General features: G+C 33.3%; 15 protein-coding genes. 8 read left to right on the top strand and 7 right to left on the bottom strand.

Going from position 1 to position 23,362, the window contains the following annotated elements; translation table 11 throughout:
* Positions 1–201: 201 nt before the first annotated feature.
* The 4 genes from QZ659_RS03840 to QZ659_RS03825 all read left to right on the top strand — a co-directional run bounded on the left by QZ659_RS03840 (position 202) and on the right by QZ659_RS03825 (position 8,499).
* Entirely contained in the window at positions 202–2,709 is a 2,508-nt protein-coding gene (locus QZ659_RS03840) for a TonB-dependent receptor (RefSeq protein WP_291722119.1), read from the top strand.
* Positions 2,710–2,886: 177 nt separating this feature from the next.
* A complete protein-coding gene (locus tag QZ659_RS03835) occupies positions 2,887–3,600 on the top strand; it encodes a hypothetical protein (RefSeq protein WP_291722116.1) in 714 nt (237 codons plus the stop codon).
* 126 nt (positions 3,601–3,726) lie between these two features.
* Positions 3,727–7,239, top strand: a complete 3,513-nt coding sequence (locus tag QZ659_RS03830; RefSeq protein ID WP_291722113.1) for a CHAT domain-containing protein — start codon at positions 3,727–3,729, stop codon at positions 7,237–7,239.
* A gap of 120 nt (positions 7,240–7,359) precedes the next feature.
* Positions 7,360–8,499, top strand: a complete 1,140-nt coding sequence (locus tag QZ659_RS03825) for a hypothetical protein (protein ID WP_291722110.1) — start codon at positions 7,360–7,362, stop codon at positions 8,497–8,499.
* Positions 8,500–8,598: 99 nt separating this feature from the next.
* Here QZ659_RS03825 and QZ659_RS03820 read toward each other — a convergent pair whose 3' ends face one another.
* The gene (locus QZ659_RS03820) at positions 8,599–9,048 is read right to left on the bottom strand and encodes a hypothetical protein (RefSeq protein ID WP_291722107.1); all 450 of its coding nucleotides are present in this window, start codon (positions 9,046–9,048) and stop codon (positions 8,599–8,601) included.
* A 240-nt stretch (positions 9,049–9,288) separates the two neighbouring features.
* On the opposite strand from QZ659_RS03820, the gene QZ659_RS03815 reads away from it, so the two are divergent.
* Positions 9,289–13,296: a two-component regulator propeller domain-containing protein gene (locus QZ659_RS03815; protein ID WP_291722104.1), complete on the top strand. Its 4,008-nt coding sequence runs from the start codon at positions 9,289–9,291 to the stop codon at positions 13,294–13,296.
* 204 nt (positions 13,297–13,500) lie between these two features.
* Here QZ659_RS03815 and QZ659_RS03810 read toward each other — a convergent pair whose 3' ends face one another.
* Both QZ659_RS03810 and QZ659_RS03805 read right to left on the bottom strand, forming a co-directional pair.
* Positions 13,501–13,776 carry an FtsB family cell division protein gene (locus QZ659_RS03810; protein WP_291722101.1) on the bottom strand — a complete coding sequence of 92 codons (276 nt, stop codon included), beginning with the start codon at positions 13,774–13,776 and terminating at the stop codon, positions 13,501–13,503.
* 86 nt (positions 13,777–13,862) lie between these two features.
* Positions 13,863–15,074, bottom strand: a complete 1,212-nt coding sequence (locus QZ659_RS03805; RefSeq protein ID WP_291722096.1) for a DUF3137 domain-containing protein — start codon at positions 15,072–15,074, stop codon at positions 13,863–13,865.
* A gap of 346 nt (positions 15,075–15,420) precedes the next feature.
* Here QZ659_RS03805 and QZ659_RS03800 point away from each other — a divergent pair, with 346 nt between their 5' ends.
* Positions 15,421–16,689: a response regulator gene (locus QZ659_RS03800; RefSeq protein WP_291722093.1), complete on the top strand. Its 1,269-nt coding sequence runs from the start codon at positions 15,421–15,423 to the stop codon at positions 16,687–16,689.
* Between the two features lie 528 nt (positions 16,690–17,217).
* A complete protein-coding gene (locus QZ659_RS03795) occupies positions 17,218–19,143 on the top strand; it encodes a lytic transglycosylase domain-containing protein (protein ID WP_291722090.1) in 1,926 nt (641 codons plus the stop codon).
* 230 nt (positions 19,144–19,373) lie between these two features.
* Here the strand turns inward: QZ659_RS03795 and QZ659_RS03790 are convergent, their stop codons facing one another.
* The 4 genes from QZ659_RS03790 to QZ659_RS03775 form a co-directional block, all read right to left on the bottom strand.
* Positions 19,374–19,886 carry a hypothetical protein gene (locus QZ659_RS03790; protein ID WP_291722087.1) on the bottom strand — a complete coding sequence of 171 codons (513 nt, stop codon included), beginning with the start codon at positions 19,884–19,886 and terminating at the stop codon, positions 19,374–19,376.
* A gap of 183 nt (positions 19,887–20,069) precedes the next feature.
* Positions 20,070–20,513 (bottom strand): hypothetical protein, encoded by a 444-nt coding sequence (locus QZ659_RS03785; protein ID WP_291722084.1) that lies wholly within the window; start codon positions 20,511–20,513, stop codon positions 20,070–20,072.
* A gap of 126 nt (positions 20,514–20,639) precedes the next feature.
* Entirely contained in the window at positions 20,640–21,380 is a 741-nt protein-coding gene (locus QZ659_RS03780; RefSeq protein WP_291722081.1) for an OmpA family protein, read from the bottom strand.
* A 21-nt stretch (positions 21,381–21,401) separates the two neighbouring features.
* Positions 21,402–22,232, bottom strand: a complete 831-nt coding sequence (locus QZ659_RS03775; protein ID WP_291722078.1) for an amidohydrolase — start codon at positions 22,230–22,232, stop codon at positions 21,402–21,404.
* Positions 22,233–22,339: 107 nt separating this feature from the next.
* Between QZ659_RS03775 and QZ659_RS03770 the strand changes: the two genes are divergently transcribed.
* Complete coding sequence (locus tag QZ659_RS03770) at positions 22,340–23,170, top strand: hypothetical protein (RefSeq protein WP_291722075.1); 831 nt, start codon at positions 22,340–22,342, stop codon at positions 23,168–23,170.
* Positions 23,171–23,362 lie beyond the last annotated feature (192 nt).

Genomic DNA, 23,362 nt, shown 5'->3' with positions numbered 1-23,362 from the left:
CAAAATATATTAGTTTTGATTTAAAACTATAACGTACTAAATTTGAAAATGTTTTTTATGAAATTTAATAAAAAAGTGTGATTTAGTCCAAACAATCTAAAATAATTTCTGTTTAACCAACATTAAACACATAAAAAATTATTGAAATTTTATTTTTAATACGAAAACATACTTAATTTATTCACCTAAAAAATATCTCAAATGAAAATTTTACCGTTTAACTACCTGTTTTTATTTTTATGGTTTGTTTTTTCTTTTCCTGTTTTGGCACAAGATACTAATCAAAATATAGAAGAAGAATCTACTAAAACAGAAAAAGCTGTAAATAAAGGAATTGTACAAGGAACTGTCAGAGATAAAGACACACAAGAGCCTCTGATTGGCGTTTCGGTCATCGTTTTGGAAAGTGACCCCATTATTGGTGTGGTTACAGATTTGGAAGGAAATTATAAACTAGAAATTCCAGTAGGAAGTTATAATATTCAAGCCTCTTATGTCGGTTTTGCACCTCTTACAAAATTTAATATTGTTGTAAATACAGGAAATGCTAATAATTTGAATTTTGAACTTGCCGAATCAGCATCTAATTTGGAAGGTGTCGAAATTGTAGCAAGAAAAGAAACGTCTGCTTCTCCTACGACGGTTGAAAGTCCTCTTTCTACACAGAGACTAACGACAGAAGAAATAAAAAGTAATCCCGGTGGAAATTTTGACATTTCTCGTGTAGTTCAAGCTCTCCCAGGGGTGGGAACAACGAGTGGCTCTGTGGGAGGCTTTCGCAACGATATTATTATTCGTGGAGGTGCGCCAAATGAAAATGTTTATTATTTAGATGGTATCGAAATTCCAGTTATCAATCATTTTGCTACACAGGGAAGCGCAGGAGGACCAACAGGAATTTTGAATGTTTCTTTTATTGAAGATGTAACCCTTAGTACTTCAGCTTTTGAGGCTCGTTACGATAATGCACTTGCTTCTGTCTTTACCTTCAAACAAAAAGAGGGAAATTCGGAGCGTTTTCAAGGAAATGTTCGTCTTTCAGGAACAGAACTTGCCACTACTTTTGAAACTCCACTAGGAAAAAATACGACAGCACTTTTTTCGGCTCGTCGTTCGTACTTGCAATTTTTATTTTCTGTTTTGGATTTGCCTATCCGTCCCAATTACTGGGATTTTCAATATAAAGTAACGCATAAATTCAACGAAAAAACAACGCTTACAGCCATTGGAGTAGGTGCAATAGATGAATTTACTTTTGAAGCTCCTAAAGAATCTACACCAGAAACAGAGTATATTTTACGTTCCAATCCAAGTATCAATCAGTGGAATTATACGACTGGTTTTGCGCTCAAAAGATTAGTAAAAGATGGATATGTAAATGTAGCACTCAGTAGAAATATGTTTGATAATCGTTTAGACCAATTTGAAGACAAACAAGAAACTGAAGAGTTCAGAACATTGCTTTTAGAATCACAAGAAATAGAAAACAAGCTAAGAATTGATGTAAATAAAAATAAAAATGGTTGGAAATACGCTTACGGTTTGGTAGGACAGTATGTAAAGTTTAACAATGATATTTTTAGTAGAATCAGAAAAGAATTGAGAGATTCGACAGGAAATATCATTCAACCAGAGGTAACTATCAACTATAACTCTGCCATTGATTTCTTTAGATATGGAGCTTTTGGACAAGTTTCAAAGACAGTTTTGAATAACAAATTAGGACTTTCTTTCGGCGTTCGTACAGATATGAATACGTTTACAGAAACAGGAAATAATCCTTTCGAAACACTTTCTCCACGTCTTTCAGCTTCGTATTATCTCAATGATGAGTGGTCTATAAATGGTTCGGTAGGGCGTTATTTCAAACTTCCGATTTATACAGTGTTGGGTTTTCAGAATAAAGCAGGCGAATTTGTCAATAAATCCAACAAATATATTTCTTCTACACACTACGTTTTAGGAACAGAATTTATACCACGAACAAGTACACGTTTTACCTTAGAAGGCTTTTATAAAAGCTATGCCAACTACCCTGTTTCGGTGCGTGATGGAATTTCACTTGCTAATCAAGGAGGAAATTTTGGCTCAATCGGAAATGAAGAAGTTGCCAGTATTGGAGAAGGAAGAGCTTATGGAGTAGAATTTTTATTCCAACAAAAACTTATCAGTAAAATTTTTGCAGTATTTTCTTATACCTTTGTTAGAAGTGAATTTTCAGGTTCAGACGGAGAACTCATCGCTTCAGCGTGGGACAACGGACATTTGATTTCAGCCATTTTAGGAAGAAAATTTGGCAGAGGTTGGGAAATGGGTTTGAAATACCGTTTTGCAGCAGGTGCACCTTACACACCTTTTGATTTGTTAGAATCAAGAAGAAATTATTTGAGTATCGGAACAGGTGTTTTGGATAATTCTCGCCTAAACTCCGAACGCTTAGGTAATTTCAGTCAGTTTGATTTTAGAATAGACAAAAAAATCAATTTCAAAAAAATTACGTTAGACCTTTATTTTGATGTTCAGAATGCTTTTGTACAAACTTCGCCACAGTTTCCACGCTATACCTTTGCTAGAACGGCAGATAATTCGGGTTTTCAAACCACCGACGGACAACCTATAAGAAACGACGGTTCAAACGCCATCCCGACTTTCTTAGAAGATGATGAGCCTAGTGTTTTGCCTACGATTGGATTTATTTTGGAGTTTTAGGACTGTTGTTGGTGGAGAAACCAATAACGGCAAGAATGTTTTTTTGTAGAGCCAAGGTTTGCCTTGGCTTTTTGTGTTATTGACTGAAGTTGATGAGGTTTAAATGTTACTTTTACTTTTTTATATGATTCCATTTATAGTGCATAAATTTTTTCCATTACCTTCTCATTTTTTTTTATGAAAAAACTTTTAAATATATTATTTCTTATATTAGGCTTAAGTAGTATTGCTAAAGCGCAAATTGATGTAGATGATGTTTCTTCAATTTCAATTACTGACCAACTAAATATCAACTATGAGAAAATAAACTCATACGTTTTTGAAATTTGCTTTAAGGACTCTATCGAACTTTGGCATACTAAGCAAATTACTAGAGGGGAATTTTATCAAGAAATTTTTAAGCAACAAACGGATAGTGTTTATTCTAGTTCCATTTTAAAGGCAAAAAGAAATAAAAATATAGATAGTCTTATAGCTATGTATGAGAAGAGAAGGGAGTTTTTAGAAAATGCTTACTTGAATTACTGCGATACCGTACAACCAGTTTTTATCAAGTATATTCCTAAAGATGTTATTATCAATCTATTGGAAGGAGTACAAGATTCGGTATATGATGAAGAGATATTTCTGTTAGAGCTAAACGATAAAGTTTCTTATGGTAATTCAATTACTATGACTAGCTATTATCCATTGTTTGGAATGACAATATGCTCCCCAACTGACACGCTTGTTATTTTTAATTACGGACAACAAGACTTAATGCTACCTTGGTGGAATAAAACTAAAAAACGAAACCTGTACAATCCGAAAATAAACTGGTCTCTTTATGCCATCATACCAAAAGAAATGAGCTACAATAGAGAAAGGTTAGTAAAAGGATTGAGTAAATAAACATCAAATTGAAAGAGCGATAATAGTATTTTTTCTAAAAAAATATTTTAGTTGTTTTGTAAAAGTGTGATAAATGCAATTTTTTATTAGATTTGTTTTAACTATCTTCTAATAAACAATCTAATTATGAAAAATAAATGTTTTTACGTTTTACTATTTTTTGCTATTGTATTTCCTTTTCTTTCAAAAGCACAAACTAATGTTTACGAGCAAAAAATAGTAGAGCATTGGCAAAATAACCAAACTGATAGTACTTTATTTTTTTATGAGCGTTTGCTAGAAGAAACGAATCCTAAGAAAGAATCAGAGAAGTATATTGAAGTTCAAAAAGAATATCTCAGAGTAGCTTATTTGATAGGAAAAGCAGAAGCAATAAAAAAATCTATTGAAGAACTAAAATCTTTAAAGCTACATCCAAAAAAAGAAAGTGATTTAATTCATCAAATTACTTATCAAGAAGCAAAATATCAGTATTGGAAAGGATATTATAAAGAATCCACAGAACTACTAGCACAAATCCCAAACTATAAAAATTTAAAATTATATCAGTTAGCAAATCGGTATGCAACTGTTGCAAAAATAGATACAAGTTTTTTGGAAATTCAGACATTTGAGGATAATAAATTTGAAACAGCTTCCCAGCAAACTTACTTTTTAAGTCAGCTTTTTGGGTTATACGGAATGCCAAAAGATGCTCTAGAATTTGCCAAAAAGGCTATTGATTATCTTCCAAAAGATGCCAATAAAATAGAAGAAGTAAAGTTCAAACTGCATTATACTGACATTCTACTATTGGATTTGTATGAAAGTAAAGAGAGTGAGAAATTTTTATCAGAAATGGAAGGTGTGATACAAGAGTATGCTTCTGAAACAGAACTAGCACTTCGTTTTTGGTGGCTCAAGACAAGTAAAGCCTTTGTAGAAAGAAGAACACGAAATAAACTACAAGAAATAGATTCTGTATTAGAAATTTGTAAGAAATTTCCTGTTACTCAATCTATTGTGTATGATAATATCAAAATGAAAAGTGTTCTGTTGTTAGAGGCTCGTAAGTGGGAGGAGGCAGAAACTTGGATAGATGAAAATATTGAAATTTTTACAAAGTTATACTCTGAAAAATCTATACAAGTAGCACAGTTGTATGCTCACAAATCGTTACTTTATTTCTATCAAAATTTTTATCAAAAATCTATTGATTACTCAAAAAAAATACTAGCTAATCCCTTAGCTTCTGAAAATTTGAAAATGGATGTCTATAAAGTGGCTGCTGTTACCTACTCAAAGGTAAACGATTACGAAAGAGCTTTTGAGTATGCCAATCAGTATTTAGTTCTTACCAAAAAAGCATTAGGAGAAAATCATTTGCAGATAGCAGCTATCTATTCTTTATTTGCAAGTCTGCATAGAGAGCAAGAAAACTTTGAACAAACGATTGAGTATGCCAAACGTGTGATTGAAATTTATGCCCAAACAAACGACGAAAGTCTGCCTATTGCCATAGCTCGTTCACATCAAATTATTTCTACGGCTTATTTAAAACTAGATGAAAACGAAAAAGCTCTTTCTCATAGCTTGGAAGCAAAAGAGATTATGGAAGAACGCTTTCTAAAAAGTAGATTCTATGTACTTGCTTCTACGTATATCAATATGGGAATGGTGTACAGAAATCTTGAAAATTATGATTCTGCATATCAATATTACCATCTTTCTTTGGCTGCTGAAAAATCAATTCCACAAAAAAACTGGAATATTGCAAGAATAGGTGTAACCTACAACAATTTAGGCTATGCTTTTGAGGCACAACAAAACTACGATTCGGCTATTTTTTATTATGAAAAAGCATTGGAAGTAAAAGAACAAGATTGGAACAGTGCAAATGTGTTGAATAATTTAGCAAATACGTTTTCTGCTATTTCAGACTTTAAAAAAGCAAAAGAAAACTACCAAACATCACTTTCTCTTAATAATTTAGGGAAAGAATATGCTGATTTCGAAGTAGCCATAGATTCTTATAAAGGACTGGCAGCTCTGCCTGTTTTTTCTTTTACAGAACGCTTAGAGTATTACAAAAAAGCAGATGAGGTGATAGACAAAATGCGCTCACAGATATATACTGACAATGACCAACTTTTAGTGAGCAAGCTCACAACAGAAGTTTATGGAAAGGCTCTTTCATTGTGTTTTGAAGCTACCAAATCAAAAAACATAGACAAAAAAATTTATGAAGATGCTTTTTACTTTGCAGAGAAAAACCGTGCTTTTCTACTGCGAAAGCAGACCAATGAAACACTATTTCTAGCACAAGTGCCTAATAACCTAAGAAAAAAAGAAGCAAACTATAATTCTCTGATTGACCATTATCAACGCCAAGTTTGGCAACTTGAAAAGGAAGAACCAGCACAAAGTACACAACTGGCGTATTACAACCAACAACTTTTAGAAACAAGAACAAAGCACCAAAAGCTAAAAGAAGAGCTGTCAAGCAAATTTGAAAGTTATAAAAATTTAGAAAAACCAATACATTTAGTAACAACAGAAGATATTAAGACCAATCTACGTGAAGAAGAACAAATGCTTATTTATCAATGGTTTGAACCTTATTTGTTTATCCAAGTGATTGATAAGAATAGACAACTTTTTTATAGAGTAAAACCTATTGATTTTGAAAAATTACTCAAAAACTATCGCAATGGCATTGCTAAAGATGGTAGTGCAGAAAAATTTGTAACACAAAGTGATGCACTTTATAAAATTTTGATTCAACCTATTATTTCACATATTGAAAAAAGCAAAAAACTAATTATTATTCCAGATGCTATTCTACAACAAATTCCATTTTCTACGCTAATCAGTACATCTGAAAATAAGGATAATATATCTTATCAAAATATTAATTATCCACTATTAAACTTTCAAATATCTTTTCATTATTCTTCCTCTTTATGGAATATGGAAAGGGAAAAAAAGTCTAAAGAGTATGAATATGAGTTTGTTGGGCTTGCTCCTGTTTTCAATTTTGATGAAACTAATAAGAATCTCATAGCATCAAATAGCAGAAACCGACTTACTTCTTTGCCTTACAGCGAAGAAGAGGTCAGTCAGATAGCCAAACTATTTGAAAACAAAGGTCGGAAATCCTTAGCTTTAACAAATCAGCGTGCAAATCAAGAAAATTTGGAGAGCTATGCAACCAAAACACGTAGATTGCATCTAGCTACACATAGTCAGACATTTACAAAAACGCCTTTCAATTCTCATATTTGGCTATTTGGTAATGATTCTGCTCAAAATAATTTGGTTTCAAAGAAAATATATGCCAGTGATTTGTATGGAATGTCTTTTCCAAACGAATTAGTTGTTTTGAGTAGTTGTCGTTCTGGAGTAGGGCAAGTAGTAGAAGGAGAAGGAGTAATTACGCTTACTCGTTCGTTTCTCAATGCAGGAACACAAAACATTGTTTTTTCTCTTTGGCAAATAGACGATTTAGCTACAAAAGAGCTTATGGAAATTTTCTATAAACAGGTAGCCGAAGGAAAGCCATATACTGAGGCGTTACGACTTGCCAAGAAAGAATTATCTACCTCTGAAAAATTTAATAGTCCTTTTTATTGGTCTGGGATTTTGCTTATTGGAGATTAGTAATAATATTTTGTTAAAAAAAATCTTTTTTTAATATAAAATTACATTTTGGCACAGATTTTTTATAGACACCATCAAATTTAATTATAAATTTACCCATCACTTAATCTACTTAAAATTATGAAACTTGATTCTACGAAATTTCTACATTTATTTATTCTACTTTTTATAATATCTGCTTGTTCGTCGGGTAAAAAAGCCTTACAAAGAGGAGATTATTACGATGCTACTCTTAAAGCAGTAGAACGTCTGCGCCAAAGTCCAAATAACAAGAAAGCTAGACAAACACTAGGAGAAGCCTATTATAGAGCTGTAGAGGAAAATTTGAGAACAACACGCACATTAGACACCAAAATAAATCCTCTCAACTGGGAAAAAATTGCAGAAAGCTATGGAAGAATCAATACAATGGGCGATGAAATTCGTCGTAGTCCTGCTGCTTTACGTATTGTCAAAAATCCGACAAGCTATCTAGGCGAAGAAATAAAAGCTAAAAACAAAGCTGCCGAAGCTCGTTATAATGAAGGTGTGAAAGCAATGGCTCTAAACACAAGAGAAGATGCAAAAAAAGCATATTATCACTTCGTGAAAGCTGACGAATGGGTAAAAGGATATAAAGACGTAGCGACACAAATCACAACGGCAAGAGAAGCAGCGACATTAAAAGTATTGGTGCAGCCTATTCAAGTGCCTAATTCGTTTAGTGTAGGAAGAGATTTTGTACAAAGCCAAGTAATGGAATATTTGAATACTAACCGAAGAATGAATGATTTTGTAGATTTTTATCTTTCTTGGGAAACTCCAAACTATTGTTGTGCTGACCAATATCTGATGATGAGTTTTGATCAGTTTACAGTAGGGCAAGTATTTCAAAAAGAAAAAACAACAACAGCAGTAGATAGCGTCAGAAGAAGTGTTCGTTTGGATGACGGTTCGTCTAAAACAATCACAGATGCTGTAAAAGCTGATTATACACATCACGAACAATATGTAGTTTCTAATGGACTTTTAGACGTACGTGTGGTAGATGCCAAAACCAACAGAATTTTGATGCAAGACAAGTATCCAGGTGAGTTTGTTTGGAGAAATGAGTGGGGAACGTATCAAGGCGACAAAAGAGCTTTAGACGATAAGCAAAAAGAAGCCATTAAAGTACGTCCTGTTGCGCCACCACCACCACAAGATTTATTTGTTGAACTCTTTAAGCCCATCTATAGCCAACTGACTGAAAATATGAGAAGGTTTTATAGAAGTTATTAATTATAGAATTGAAAGTCAGTGTAGCTAATTACGAATTTTTAGTTAGGCAAAACTTTAGAACTCGCTTCTTTTGAAAAGTAAGCGAGTTTTTTATTTTTTCTAGTTCAACAGCTCACTATCTCCATATCCATCTCCTTTATCTAGTTCTCTAAAATAAAATACAACTGACCCATTAGAAGAGATTTTGAGTTCGCAGTAGCCTTCTAATTGCATGGTTTCCAAAACTTTTTTAGACTCTTTTAAATTTAGGTCGGTTTTCATTGCTAGTTCGGTAGGTGTGAGATGTCCACCGTTTTGGGAAGCTACCTGCAAAATTTGTTGTTCATATTTATTCATCAGAAATCTACGCTGTCCTAATTTTGAGCTTCTCCATAAGAAAAAACCTACTATGGCAGGAATAATTCCCAAAGCTACTCCTCCCAAAAGACCATTTACTACTTCATTTTTTCCTTCACTAATTGTACCCAACATAGCAATAAAGAAAATACTGCCTATGATTAAAAGGATAATTCCAATTATTTTACCAAGTTGATATTTAAGTGTTTGCATACAGGTTTGTTTTAAATATTTTATATATCAATATACTCTTTTTTTGTCTTCTAAACAATTTATTGAGCAATGAAGTATTAGCTTTGAAATGATATGCTTTGTGAGAGTATAAAATTATTCTATCTAATAGAAAAACGTTTTTATCGAAAGTAGTGATATTGAAATTTATTTTTTTCTTTTTGCTTCAATTTTTGCGTATTTTTCCATATTAAAAATAAAACTATATAAATATTGAGTTCAATGAAATACATGAGGTACATCTGTACACTTTTTTTCTGTATTCTGATTATATATGGCTTATCTGTTTTTTCTAATTTATCTTTTGCTCAATTTACCGATTTTGGAGATACACCATTAGAGGCTGAGCATCTTGGTAGTGAGCAAGGGTTGTCAGAATCTACAGTGCTTTCAATTCTACAAGACCAGAAAGGATTTATGTGGTTTGGAACACAAGATGGACTAAATAGATATGATGCCTACAAATTCAAAATATTTAAACTAAAAAGAGGAGATTCTACTTCTTTGCCAGATAACAATATACAGACGCTTTTCGAATCTAAAGATGGTACAATTTGGGTGGGAACAGGGGCTGGCTTTTCTATGTATAATCTTGATTTTAATAACTTTATAAACTATTATCATCAAGAAACTAATAAAAAAACTATTTCTGATGACAGAATAAATGCAATCACTGAAGACACAACAGGAGCAATTTGGGTAGGAACGAAAAAAGGCTTGAATAGATTCGATAGAAAAACAAAGACTTTCGAAAGGTATTTTGCTGATGGAAAAAATAACTCTATTCCTCATAATGAAATAACAGCCTTATACACAGATACAAAAGGTAATGTTTGGATAGGTACACAAAATGGAGTGGCTCGCTACCAACCCAAAACCAACAATTTTAAAGTATATGTAGCTGATTCTACTTTTTCTACTTTGCCCAACGGACAAATAACTTGCTTTTTTGAAGACCGTTTTAAAGCTCTTTGGATAGGCACTAGAAATGGAATAGGGCGATACAACCGTCTTGGGGATAACATTTCAGCCTACAAAGCCTCACCGTATCCGATTGAGGGAATTGCACAAGATGAAGGTGGAGATTTATGGATTATATCTGTTGGAGAATTAGGAAAGTTTAATCAAAATAATCATACTTACAAACGCCAAAATATAGGAAATACGTTTGAGAATTATGGCTCTTTTCAAGCTATTGCAAAAAGTAAATCTGGACTTTTATGGATAGGAACAAATAAAAATGGAGTCTTTAAGGTAAATACTCGCACAAAGCAGTTCAAAACATTTCGTCATAATCCAGAAAATACCAATAGTTTACCTCCTGCTTGGGTTTGGAGTATTGAAAATTCTGATAATAACAATCTTTGGGTAGGAACAGCAGATGGTTGGAGTTATCTAAATGTAGCTAAAGATTCCACATTCAATTACACCACACTTTTATCTTCTTTTCAAAATCCGAATAACAGAGATATAACAGCATTGCTCAACGAGGGCGACTCTGTATTGTGGGGAGCAGTAATAAACAATGGAATTTTTAGAGCTAAACTAGACAGACAAACTCAAATTCCTATCGAATTTCAAACTTTTGTAGAAAAAGCAAATGATAGCTTAAATGCTTCTCCAAGTGGAAATGCAATTTATACAATGTATAAAGATAGTTTTGGTAAAATATGGGTAGGAACAGCTAAAAGGGGACTAAATGAAATTTATGAAGACACAACAGGAAACTATTTATATCTGAATCAAAATACGATTGCACCTAAAAAATATCGCTTTAGGTATTTCAATTATGATAAGAATGATAAAACTTCTTTAGCTGGAAATAGTGTGCGTGTCATTTTTGAAGATAGAAAACAAAATCTTTGGATAGGAACAGAAGAAGGAGGTCTTAGCCTCGCTAAAAGGGACAACAATGGAAATATTTTATCCTTTCAGAATTTTTCTTACAAAGACAACGACCCAAAAAGTATAAGTAGTAATGCTATTCGCTCTATTTGGGAAGACGAATCGGGTTATCTATGGCTTGGGACGCCTAATGGATTAAACCGTTTTGACCCAAAAACAGGACAAGCCCTGCATTTTGGAGAAACCTATCCAAAACTTAGCCGAGTAATTCATGGAGTATTGGGAGACAAAAAAGAAAACCTTTGGCTGAGTACGAATAATGGTATCTTAAAATTTGACATTGGAGATAGTACAATATGGGAATTTACTATGGAAGATGGCATACAGAGCAATGAGTTCAATTCTGGAGCATATCATTTAAGAAAAAGTGATGGTATGATGTTTTTTGGAGGAATTGGAGGACTAACGATGTTCCATCCAGATACAGTTCGTCCCAATGATTATTTACCTCCAGTAGTATTGACCGATTTCAAGATTTTTAATAAATCTGTACCTGTTAAAGATAAAAATAATAAAAACTCTCCTCTCAAACACCATATTTCAGTAGTAGATGAGATTGTTTTGGATTATGAAGACCAAGTAATTACTTTTGAATTTACGGCACTCAATTTTTTACACCCAGAAAATAACAGATATTCTTACCGTTTAGAAGGCTTTGAAGAAAACTGGAACGAAGTAAATGACCGTCGTTTTGCTTCTTACACTAACCTGCCCAAAGGAGAATACAAATTTGTAGTGCGTGCTGCCAACAACGACGGACTTTGGAACAATGAAGGAGCATCTGTCAGAATCAAAATGCGCCCTCCTTATTGGGAAACATGGGGATTCAGAACACTCTTTGTTTTAGCTATTGCTGGAGTTTTTTGGGGAATTTATTATTTCCGAACCAAGTCTATAAGAGAGCAAAATCAGAGATTAGAAAATTCGGTCAAGGAAAGAACAGGTGAGCTTTTAGAAACCACTGAAGAACTACGTGTGCAGCGAGACCAACTAGAAAGTGCGTATGCAAATATTCGCCTTTTGAGTGATATTGGAAGACAAATAACAGCCAGTTTACATCATAAAGAAATTATCCGAGCTGTTTACGACAATATCCAAAAGGTAATGCCTGCTGATGCTTTTGGTGTCGCTATATTTGATAAAGATGCCAATTATTTGACAGTCTCTGGTTTTATTGAAAATGGAAATGTCCTTCCTTTTCATGTAGTAGATTTGAACGACAAAAATGAGCTTGCTGTGAAGTGTTTTAATGAACAGCGTGAAATTATAATTCACAATGTGGAGCAAGAGTACGCAAGGTATATGGAAGAAAAACCAAATCCAATTTTTGGTAAAACGACTTCTTCTGTGGTGTATTTACCTCTTGTGTTAGGAGAACGAAAAATGGGTGTCGTTTCGGTGCAAAGCTATAAAGAAAATGCCTTTGACTCCAATCATTTGTCTATTCTGCGAAATTTGGCTACTTATATTGTTATTGCTTTAGATAATTCACAAGCCTACACCAAAATAGAAGCTCAAAACAGAGAAATAGATGAAAACAGAATTGCACTTGAGGCTAAAAATAAAGACATTACAGATAGTATAAATTACGCTAAACGTATTCAACACGCACTTTTGCCTCCTCTTTCTATTTTAAAAGATAAGTTTGAAGCCTTTGTGTTATTTTTGCCTCGTGATATTGTGAGTGGCGATTTTTATTGGTTTACAGAAAAAGATGGAAAAACAATTGTTGCTGCTATCGACTGCACAGGACATGGCGTTCCAGGTGCGTTTATGTCTATTATTGCCGAAACACATTTAGACAGAATTGTAAATGTGATGGGAATAACTAGCCCTGCAATGATTTTGAATGAGCTAGATAAGTCTGTGCGAAATACATTACGTCAAAACGAAACACAAAGCCGTGATGGAATGGATATGTCGATATGTGTTATAGATGATGAAAATAAGAAGGTAACCTTTGGAGGAGCAAAGAATCCACTTATTTATATTGCTGATGGGAAAGTAGAACAGCAAAAAGGTAGCATTAGAGGCATTGGAGGATATTCAAGAAAGTATTTGAAGAAAACGCCAACTTTCACAGAACACATCATTGAAGTAACACAACCCACTACTTTTTATATTTTTTCTGACGGCTACCAAGACCAATTTGGAGGGAAGCACAATGAGAAATTTATGAAAAAACGTTTCCGTAAGGTCTTACAAGACATTCACAGAGAGGGAATGCAAGCACAAAAAGAGCTTTTAGAACGTGGTTTTATGCGTTGGAAAGGTAAGCATCAGCAGATAGATGATGTTCTTGTGATTGGATTTAAAATGGGGTAGATTAATGAAAAATGCAAAGTTAAAAGTAAAAAATTGCTTAGAGCTATGAAAAATATTTTCATGTGCTTTCTCAACCGTAAACGAGGTTTTGAACCGTCGTTTAGGATAGCCTTTCCTCGTTGATAGTTGTGTTTTGAGCCTCAACGACGGTTATCTTCTGTGTTTCATTCTATATGCTTAATAAATCTAAATTCTAAAATTCAATTAATCTACCACATACACATCTTCGCCTTCTTTGGTCATGAGGTATTTTTCTCTAGCTATTTCTTCTAGGCTTTTGGCGTTATTGATTTGCTCTTGTTTAGTTTCCAAAAGGTCAATTTGTTTGCTATAATATTGTTTTTCTGCTTGTAGCTCGTCTAGCGTTTGGCGCATTCGAATCTGATTCAGAATATCATTGCCATCTAAAAAAAACATCCATAAAATGAAGGCAACAAAAAACCAAAAATAAAAATTATTGATGCGTTGAAAAAAAGTCATGATATCAATTACAAATTAAAAATTACGAATTACGAATTGAAAATTAGCGAAGCCAAATCCTATTTAAGCAATTAGTCAGCAGTAGGCTATTCTCCTCTCAAAAGAGCCTGCATTTCCTCCTCTGTTAGCCCTAAATCTTCTGCTGACATAGAACCCAAACTTCCTATCATATCTTCTTCTTCTGCCTTAGGTTCTGCCTGTTTTTGTCTTGGCTCTTCCATTCCCATCATGCCCATTCCTGCCATGCCGTCCATATCTCCTAAGCCTCCCATTCCACTCATGCCTCCAAAGTTGTTTCCAAATCCACCTCCAAGGCTGCCCATATCTGGCATTTTGCGTTTGCCCATACTGTTCAGCGAAGCTCCAATGGTGACCAAAAAGTCCATTTCTTTAAAGATTTCAAACGGCTTTTCTGGATTCGTTATGTCTGCAAGATACGTATTAAATTCAAACATAGGTTTGTCATAACGAATAGCTACGTACATTTTTTTTCCATTAAATGAAAAATAAATAGGTTCTTCAATAGTTTGAGCAATCTCAACGGCTTTATCCATAAATTCTTCACTAATCATTTTTTTTGCCTGTTTGGCATCTTTAGCATAAGCTGTAAAGTAGTTGTTAAATTCTGGATGTTCTACATCTACAAATTCTCCGTGTTGATGATTTGCTTTTTTTGCTTTGTAGCCTAACCTTCCAAAACTGCCTTCTGAAATATCTGGAATAATGACCATATCTGGAAAACTCTTTCGTAAAGACGAAACCATAAAAATTCCATCAAAAATGACATGCCACTGACTAGAGTCATTGCCTTTTATATCTTCTCCTTGTTCTTCCCAAGCAGCTTTTACTTCTGAAAATTTTACTTCTACTCCATTTTGTTTAGTGATTAGCAAATCATCTCCACCATAAAAATCGGGTTCACGTTTAAAGAGTTCGCTTTCCAAAAAATCTTTATAAGGAACAAAACCATCAGGATTGTATTCTCCTCTAGGAGCAACAAATTCTATGAGCTTAGAATTGACTGTTTTTTTATAGCGCATCTGAATATCTCTTCGGTCGGCGAGCTTTCGAACTTGCCAAATTGCACCAGCAATAAGAAGCACAGATACGACTACCACTACCCAAATAGAAACAATTTCCATAGCAATTAAGACAAAAAGAACACTCAAAATAACAGCCAAGGCTATCACAATTCCGAATTGAAGGATATTGCGCCAAGTAAGTTCTTTTTTCAACTCCTTTAGTTCTGGGAGTAAGTCTTCATCAAAAAGGGCTTTAAATTCTGCAAAACTACGCATGGTTTCAGTTATTGATTATCAGTTGAAACAGTTACCAGTTAGATGGAATCTTATTTAAAATAAGGAAACCTATTTCTAAATTTACTAAATAATACTCAATTCTAGCTCTTTAAAGTTCCTTTTTTCTTGTCTTTGTTTCTACTTTTTTTGTTTTTACCGAATGTTTTACCTTATTAATCGACGCTTTTTCTTTGTTTGTGTCCCAACTTTTGAGTATGTTTAGGGCAAACTAATTTTTTGCATTAAATTTGTTTAAATCTTAGTTAAATTAAGCTAGAAAAATAGGTTATTCTTTCCAAAATAGTCTGATAAATATACCTCCTTACAATAAAAATAAACTATTCCTATGCCAACAATATTAATGGTTGTAGATGACGAACCAGACGTACAGCTTTTGATGAAACAAAAATTCAGAAAGCAGCTTCGTAATAATGAATATGAGTTTATTTTTGCTGCAAATGGTTCAGAAGCTCTTGAAAAACTGAAAGATAACCCCAATATAGACGTTATTTTATGTGATGTAAATATGCCAGAGATGGATGGTATTACATTGCTCTCCAAAACAAAAGTTGTCAATCCGACTGTTCAAACAGTTATTGTGTCGGCGTATGGAGATATGAGAAATATCAGACGAGCAATGAATAATGGAGCTTTTGATTTTGTAACAAAGCCTATCAACTTCAACGATTTAGGAGCAACCATTGCCAAAACGATAAAGCACGTCAAACGCCTTAAAGAATCTATTACAGAAAAAGAACAACTTCATCAAAAATTAGAAAGGTATAGCCGAGACTTAGAAAAAACAATAGAAGAAAGAACCAACGAAATTACAATACAGAAGGAAATTATTGAGGCAAAAAACCAAAGCATTACTGAAAGTATAAATTATGCAAAACGTATTCAAGATGCAGCTTTGCCTCGTGTAGAAGAAATCAAAGAGTCTATTCCAGAATCGTTTATTTATTTCAAACCAAGAGATATTGTAAGTGGTGATTTTTATTGGTTTGTGAAGCAAGAGAACAAAATTGTGGTAACGGCAGCTGATTGTACAGGACATGGCGTTCCTGGTGCTTTTATGTCGCTGATTGGAAACGATTTATTGAATGAGATTGTAAGTGCAAGAGGAGTATTAGAATCTGACAAAATTTTGAATGAGCTTCATGATAGCGTGAGAAAAGCATTGAGACAAGAAGAAAATAAAAGCCGTGACGGAATGGATTTAGCACTTTGTGTTATCGATACAGAAGCTAAAAAATTGCAATTTTCTGGCGCAAAAAATCCGTTGGTCTATTTCAAAAATGGAGAAATGAGTGTCATTAAGGGCGACAAATATCCAATAGGAGGCGTTCAGTTTCAGTTAGACAGAAATTATACTCGCCACGAAGTAGATTTAAGTGAGCCAACTATGGTGTATATCTTTTCAGATGGTTATCAAGACCAATTTGGAGGCGAGAAGTCGGAAAAGTTTATGAGTAAAAATTTCAAAGCTCTCTTGAAAGAAATTCATCAAAAACCAGTAGAAGAACAAAAACAAATCTTAGATAAAAGATTTAAAGAATGGAAAGGCGACCGTTCTCAAATAGATGATATTTTAGTTATGGGAATGCGTTTTTAAGAAACAGAAACAAAACTATCAAGAATAAATTTAAAACTATCAAGAGCTAATCTTGATAGTTTTTTTTATTATTTATGTAGATTCTTCACAGGCAAATCTTATCAATATATCTAAAAACACTTGAAATAAATCGCTAAGTTTAGTAGCTTTATCGAAAACAATACTTCAAAATATACCATAAAACAACAAAAAACAGATTTCGGATTAATTTCTGTACTGATTTGATTGTCGTTTTTTATAAAAACACATAAAATAATTCGATTTCCTATCAAAAAAATAAGATATTTGTCTTTCTAAAAATATAATTTTGCTTTACGTCAAATTTTCAAAAGAAATTATTATTGAGTAAGGATATGAAAAAGGAATAGCATTTATTATCGAAAAGCGAGTATATCCTTAAAAGTCTAACATCTTGACAAAAGCCTATTTTAAAAATAGTATAACTATTTGATTTTTAGTTTATTATATTTGTAGTCAGTTTAAAAAATATATATATAATTTATCGAAAATATTTTTTCACTTATGCCAATGAGCGAACTATCTATTCAAGAAAAAGCAAATTCATTATTTCATCTTTTTCTAGTTTCTGCATTTGTGTTCTGTACGACCAATACTTTGTCAGCGCAAAATGGATTAAAATATGAAGAACACAAGAGTTTTACCTTAGAAAATACAGTCTCTACTACAGATAAACAAAAAACAATATCCTCAACTCATCTCAACCATTCTGTTCTAACAAAAAATACAGACCTTCTCCATCAAAATTATTCGGATACGGCAAAGTGGAACTCACATAGATTTAAGACTTCTATATTTACACCGACAGGCGCACCTCCTGCTGTGGAGCGTCTGATTGTAGGTACTCCCCTAACGCCTTCAGACTCTAGTGATTTGCAAGACCAAAAACGTTTTTCTTATCATCTTTTGGCTGATTTTGTTTCTTATGTTTCAGGACAACCAGTAGAATATCTCAATGAAATTGAAGAAATTGTGAGCGATGAGGCAATCATGGTAGATGCAGAACTCTTTTTTGACCATCAAGATTCTACGATTGAGTTTTTAGAAGAAATAGATTTGGCTGGTAATTTTAGAAGTGCGCTCTCTGATAAAGAAATAGCTGCTCGTATGAAAGCTATTGAGAAAGAAGTTCCTTTCAACTATACCCCAGAAGTTAGAAATTTTATAGAAAAATATGGAGTAAAATATTATACTTATACCAATACACTGATTGCAAAGTCGGACGAATATTTTCCACTCTTTGAGAAGATTTTGAAAGAACAAGGAATGCCAGAAGAATTGAAATATTTGGTGGTCGTAGAGTCAGCATTTAAAACACAAGTTCGTTCGCATGCTGGAGCTGTTGGGCTTTGGCAGTTTATGCCACGTACAGGAAAAGTCTTTGATTTGAATCAAAATTTTTACATAGATGAAAGAATGGATCCAACCTCTTCTACTATCGCAGCTTGTAAATACTTGAAGTATTTGAATGAGTTTTTTGATGGAGACTGGGAACTTGCCATTGCTGCCTACAACTGTGGACCGGGAAATGTGAAAAAGGCGATGCGTCGTTCTGGAAAAAATACATTTTGGGAAATCTACAATTATTTGCCAAGAGAAACTCGTGCGTATGTACCTCTTTACACAACGTATGCCTATCTATTCAATTATGCAGAAGACCACGGAATGGTAGTGGAAAATCCTGTTTATGCAATGGAATATGATACAGTTTTTGTTAGTCAATATGTAAATTTAGACAAACTTGCTGATGAGCTTCGTATGTGTGCTGCTGATTTGAAGGCAATGAATCCAGAGGCAAAGCGTGGAATTATTCCAAACTATGCCAAAGAGCATCCTATCAGAATTCCTAAAAACAGATCTGAATTTTTCTGGAAGAGTCAAGAAGAGATTTTGATAGCTTGTCAGAATCCAAATTATAGAAGTTCAACCACTTCAACAGCTACTAGAACAGCATCTAATTATAAAAATACAAAAGCTAATACTACTACTGCTCAAAGCTACACAGCTTCTGCAAGAACAACTACTACAAGTAGAACTTATAAAAAGCCTTCTGGTACAAAATCCTACCATGTAGTAAGTAAAGGTGAAACACTTGGGGGTATTGCAGTAAAATACGGAACATCAGTTTCTTCTCTTAGACGATGGAACGGAATCTATGGTTCAAGAATCAATATTGGACAAAAAATAGTAATGTACGGTGTGAAAAATAATCGCAGTTATAGTGCAGTTGCTAAAACAACCAATTCTACATCTAAAAGAACGACTACAACAACTTCGTCTTCTACCAAATCTTCTGGAACGTATCATGTTGTCAAACAAGGCGATACACTTTGGGGAATTGCCAACAATGCAGGAATTAGCGTTTCAAGATTGAAGCAACTCAATAATTTGCGTTCAGACAAACTCAATGTTGGACAGCGTTTGAAAGTAATGTAAAAGACAAAATAAAAATTTTTAGAGTACTCTTTATTATTCGTAATGAAGAGTATTTTTTTTAGGAATGTTTTCAGACAGACGTTAGTGGAAATCAGATTATATTATTTTTTGCTAGAGAAAATAGACCGAATCCTCCTTAGGAAGTGAAGAGATAAGTTAGTCTTACATAAAAAAACTCAACAAATTATTGCAAACTTGTTGAGTTTTCTTTTTATATTTTAGATAATAATCTATCGTTGCACGATAGGGTCTCTTAAAGTTTCTAATAAAGCTACTAAGTCGTTGATGAGTTCTTGATCTGTTACTCCGTTTTTTCCTAAAGAAACTCCAACATCTGCAATAAAGGCATCCATTGCAGCATTATCAGCTTTGAGAGCCATGCGAGGGTTTTGAGCTGGATCGTGCGCAGATACCATATCTAAGCCTGTGTAGTTACCTACTGTATTTTCACTAGTAGCTACTACAAAAAAATCTGTCAAGCTATTACTTAGTGCCGAAAAACCACTCAAATCGTTGTTTCCAACCTCTGCTAAAAGAACAGCAAAATAAGGTTGCAATTCAGGGTCTGCAGCAATTACAAAAATAGCACTATCTACAACAGCACGTAATGTTAAGCGTCCTTGTTGAATTTGCCCACCACTTACAGGGTCAGTAACCATAGTAGTACCACCTACTCTGTCATAAAGTGTTGGTGTTTCTGTTTCATTGTCATCATCATCATCGTCATTATTACAAGATGACATAGAGAATGCTAAGAGACTAACCAAAGCTAGCATTGCTAAATAGTTCAATCTAAATTTAAAGTTTTTCATCGTATTTTGTGAGGTTAAAGGTGGAATATAAAAATATATCAATATGATGATAATATTATTATATTTTTATTGAAAAAATAAATACAACACACTTAAAAATATGTTGTAGTTTTACTAACGAAATATATTTTTTACAAACTGACCAAACTGGTATGTAAAACCAGATTTATCAAATGCAGGACAGCCTTTTGCAATGTCTTCTTCTGTTACTATCAATCTTTCCGACTTAAGAGATGTAAATTTTGATACTTGTTCGTAAATGCTTTGAGGGTCTTGAATATCTTTTTTATAACCGTACACAAGTGTTCCTGCAGGAACATTGAAATGCGCATTTGTAACTCCTTTCATTGTCCGAATGTGATTCATAATTCGATTGGCTTCAAGGGAGTCTATACTTTCTTTGAAATCTATGCGGCTTAAATAAACGTCATGGTTAGGAAGTTTATCTGTAGGATTAGTTACTAAATAAATATGAACTACCAATGTGATAAATGATATACCCAAAATACCTACTGTCCATATAGCTATTTTTTTGAAGAGTTTTTTGTTCTTACTCATAAAAATAATTTTTAGTTAAAAAGAACTTAACACGAAAACGTTAAAAAAATATATATGTTCGGTATTGCTACTTAAAAACTTTAATTTATAATGAATGTAAATAGTTGATTTTGAGGAAGTTTTGATTTATTCTAACCCTATAATTACATATTCTACACGGCGATTTTGTAGGTGTTCGGCAGAAGTACATTTGACATCATTTTGGCACTGATTTACCAAAATACTCTCTCCAAAACCTCTAGCTTTGATTCTATCATCAGAAATACCTTGCTCTATCAAAAACTCTTTAAGTGCATTTGCTTGCCTTTGAGTTAATTCAAGGTTATATGCATCTTCTCCCCTAGAGTCAGTGTGTGCAGCTACTTCAATTATGATACGTGGATTGAGGCGTAATATATACGCCAACCTTTTCAAAATAATTTTACACTCTGGCAAAACCTCATCACTATTCGGAGAAAAATAAACCCCCACGAGTTTTTTTACTAGACCAATATTTATTTTTTCTAGTGGAATATCTTTTTTTATATCTCGTCTTGAGTCATTTTTAGCAATTTCATTTGGCAGTTTTTGAGTTTGAAGACGAAGGGTATCTGTCGAAAAATATTTTCTATTGTAGGCACGAATCAAAAAAGTAGTTTCTGGTTCTAAGTAAACAAGTGTTTCGCCATCTTTTCCAGTAACGGTTACCTGTTCAGCATTATTTGATGTATTTAAAATGCGTACACTTACACCATCAATCGGTTTGCCTGTGTCTTTATCAATAAAGCGATACAACAATCTGTACGTTTGACTTTGTGCTGTTTTTGCTAAGAGAAGCGTAGTTGAAAAGCAAAACAGTATGAATAAATAAAATAAATTTAACTTCATATAAAAATATCTTCTAAAAATTTATTTCAACTCAAAATTATCATCATCTAAATAGACTTGAAACTTTTTTCTATATTCTTGCAAATCCGTTGCCGAAAGCGAATACGACAAAATTTCAGCCTCTCCAATATTTTCAATTTTTGAATCTAACTTTTCTCCTTTGGGATTGTAAATAGCTGAATCTCCATCATAATTAATTCCTTTTCCATCTTTTCCAATTCTATTTACTCCAATTGCATAACAAGAGTTTTCAATGGCACGAGCAGGTAAAAGTGTATTCCAAGCCAACGCACGAGCAGCAGGAAAGTTAGCTACATAGAGCAGAATATCATATCCAGAAGTAGCTATTCCATCTTTATCAATATTTAATCTGTTCCTAGAAAAAACAGGAAAGCGCAAGTCATAACAAATCTGTGGACAAATTTTCCAACCTTTATACTCAAAAATCAGATGTTCTATTCCTGCTGTAAAGGTTTTTTGTTCGTCTGCCATTCTGAAAAGATGCTTCTTATCATAGTAATTATAATTTCCATTCGGTTCTACGAAAAATAAGCGATTATAAAACTTTTTATCATCTTCAATAATTATACTTCCAGTAATGGCTACATCATATTTTTTAGTGTTTTTCTTCAGCCATTCTAAGGTTGGACTATCTTCTATTTTTTCAGCCAAATCTACATTCATTGTAAAGCCAGTAGTAAACATTTCAGGTAACACAACAATATCTGTGTTTTGATTTTCTTCATTTTCAAAAAAATTAGAAAGCAAGTTTTCAAAATGACTTTTATTCTTCATAGAGTCTTCCCAAAACAAATTAGCTTGTAAAAGACTTATATGTAGTGTAGGATTCATGTTTTTTGTTTGATTTTATTACTTGTAGTTTATATCGAACTATTTTTTAAAGAACATATTTTTTTTATATCCTCAATCTGACCAATTTTTTTAACTAAAACAACACTATGAAAACTAAATTACTCGTATTTTTTAATACGCTTACACTCATTATTACTGTCTTTATGAATTATCTTTCCAATACAGGCTTTTTCGGAGGCAAAACAATTGGAGAGATTAGTCAGAAATATGATACGCTTTTTACCCCAGCAAGTTATGCTTTTTCTATTTGGGGAGTAATATTTCTGATGCTTTTTGCTTTTGTTGGTTTCCAATGGTATGTCCTTCACAAATTTAAAGATTCAGAAATAGATTATGACAAATCAGAAAATTTATTTATTCGAACCATTCACGAAACAGGACTTTGGCTCATTATAGCCAATATTTGTAATGCAGCTTGGGTAGTGGTTTGGTTGAATGAACACATTGCTATTTCTGTTATGACAATGTTCTTTTTGCTTCTTTCTTTGATTCAACTGACCAAAAACCTTCGTTTAGAAATGTGGGATGCACCTGTTCGAATTATTGTTTTTGTTTGGTGGCCTATCGTTATTTATTTGGGATGGATTATGGTAGCTTCCATAGCTAATCTTTCAGCATTTTTTGTCAGTTTAGGTTGGCAAGGAGAACCTCTTTTTGCATCTACATGGACAGTCTTGATGATTGTGGCAGCCACAGGCTTGTATTTAGGGCTTATCGCTACTAGAAATCTAAGAGAAACGGCTATGGTAGGCGTTTGGGCATTGATAGCTATTGCATATCGCCATTGGTACACCGAATCTCTGATTGCCTATACAGCTCTTGGTTTTGGAATTGTAATATTCTTAGCTGCTAGTTTTCACGGCTACAAAAATCAAGATACTTCGCCTTTTGTCAAATGGCAGCGAGGTGAAGTCTAATTACTTGCAAAATCAATAATAATAAAGGTTATCACAGTTAATTTTGTACACCAGTCTTTCTGATTGCTCTGTAAAATCAAAAGCTAAGTTTTTGGAGTAAATAAAGTCTTTGTCATCAGACTAAAAGTCTAACCTAAATTAGGGTAAACGCACGAAAAAAGTATTATCTTTCTTCTTTTTTTGCCTTATGCA

The sequence above is a fragment of the Bernardetia sp. genome, from assembly GCF_020630935.1.
Classification (GTDB): domain Bacteria; phylum Bacteroidota; class Bacteroidia; order Cytophagales; family Bernardetiaceae; genus Bernardetia.
This window is presented reverse-complemented; position numbering and strand designations above follow the sequence as displayed.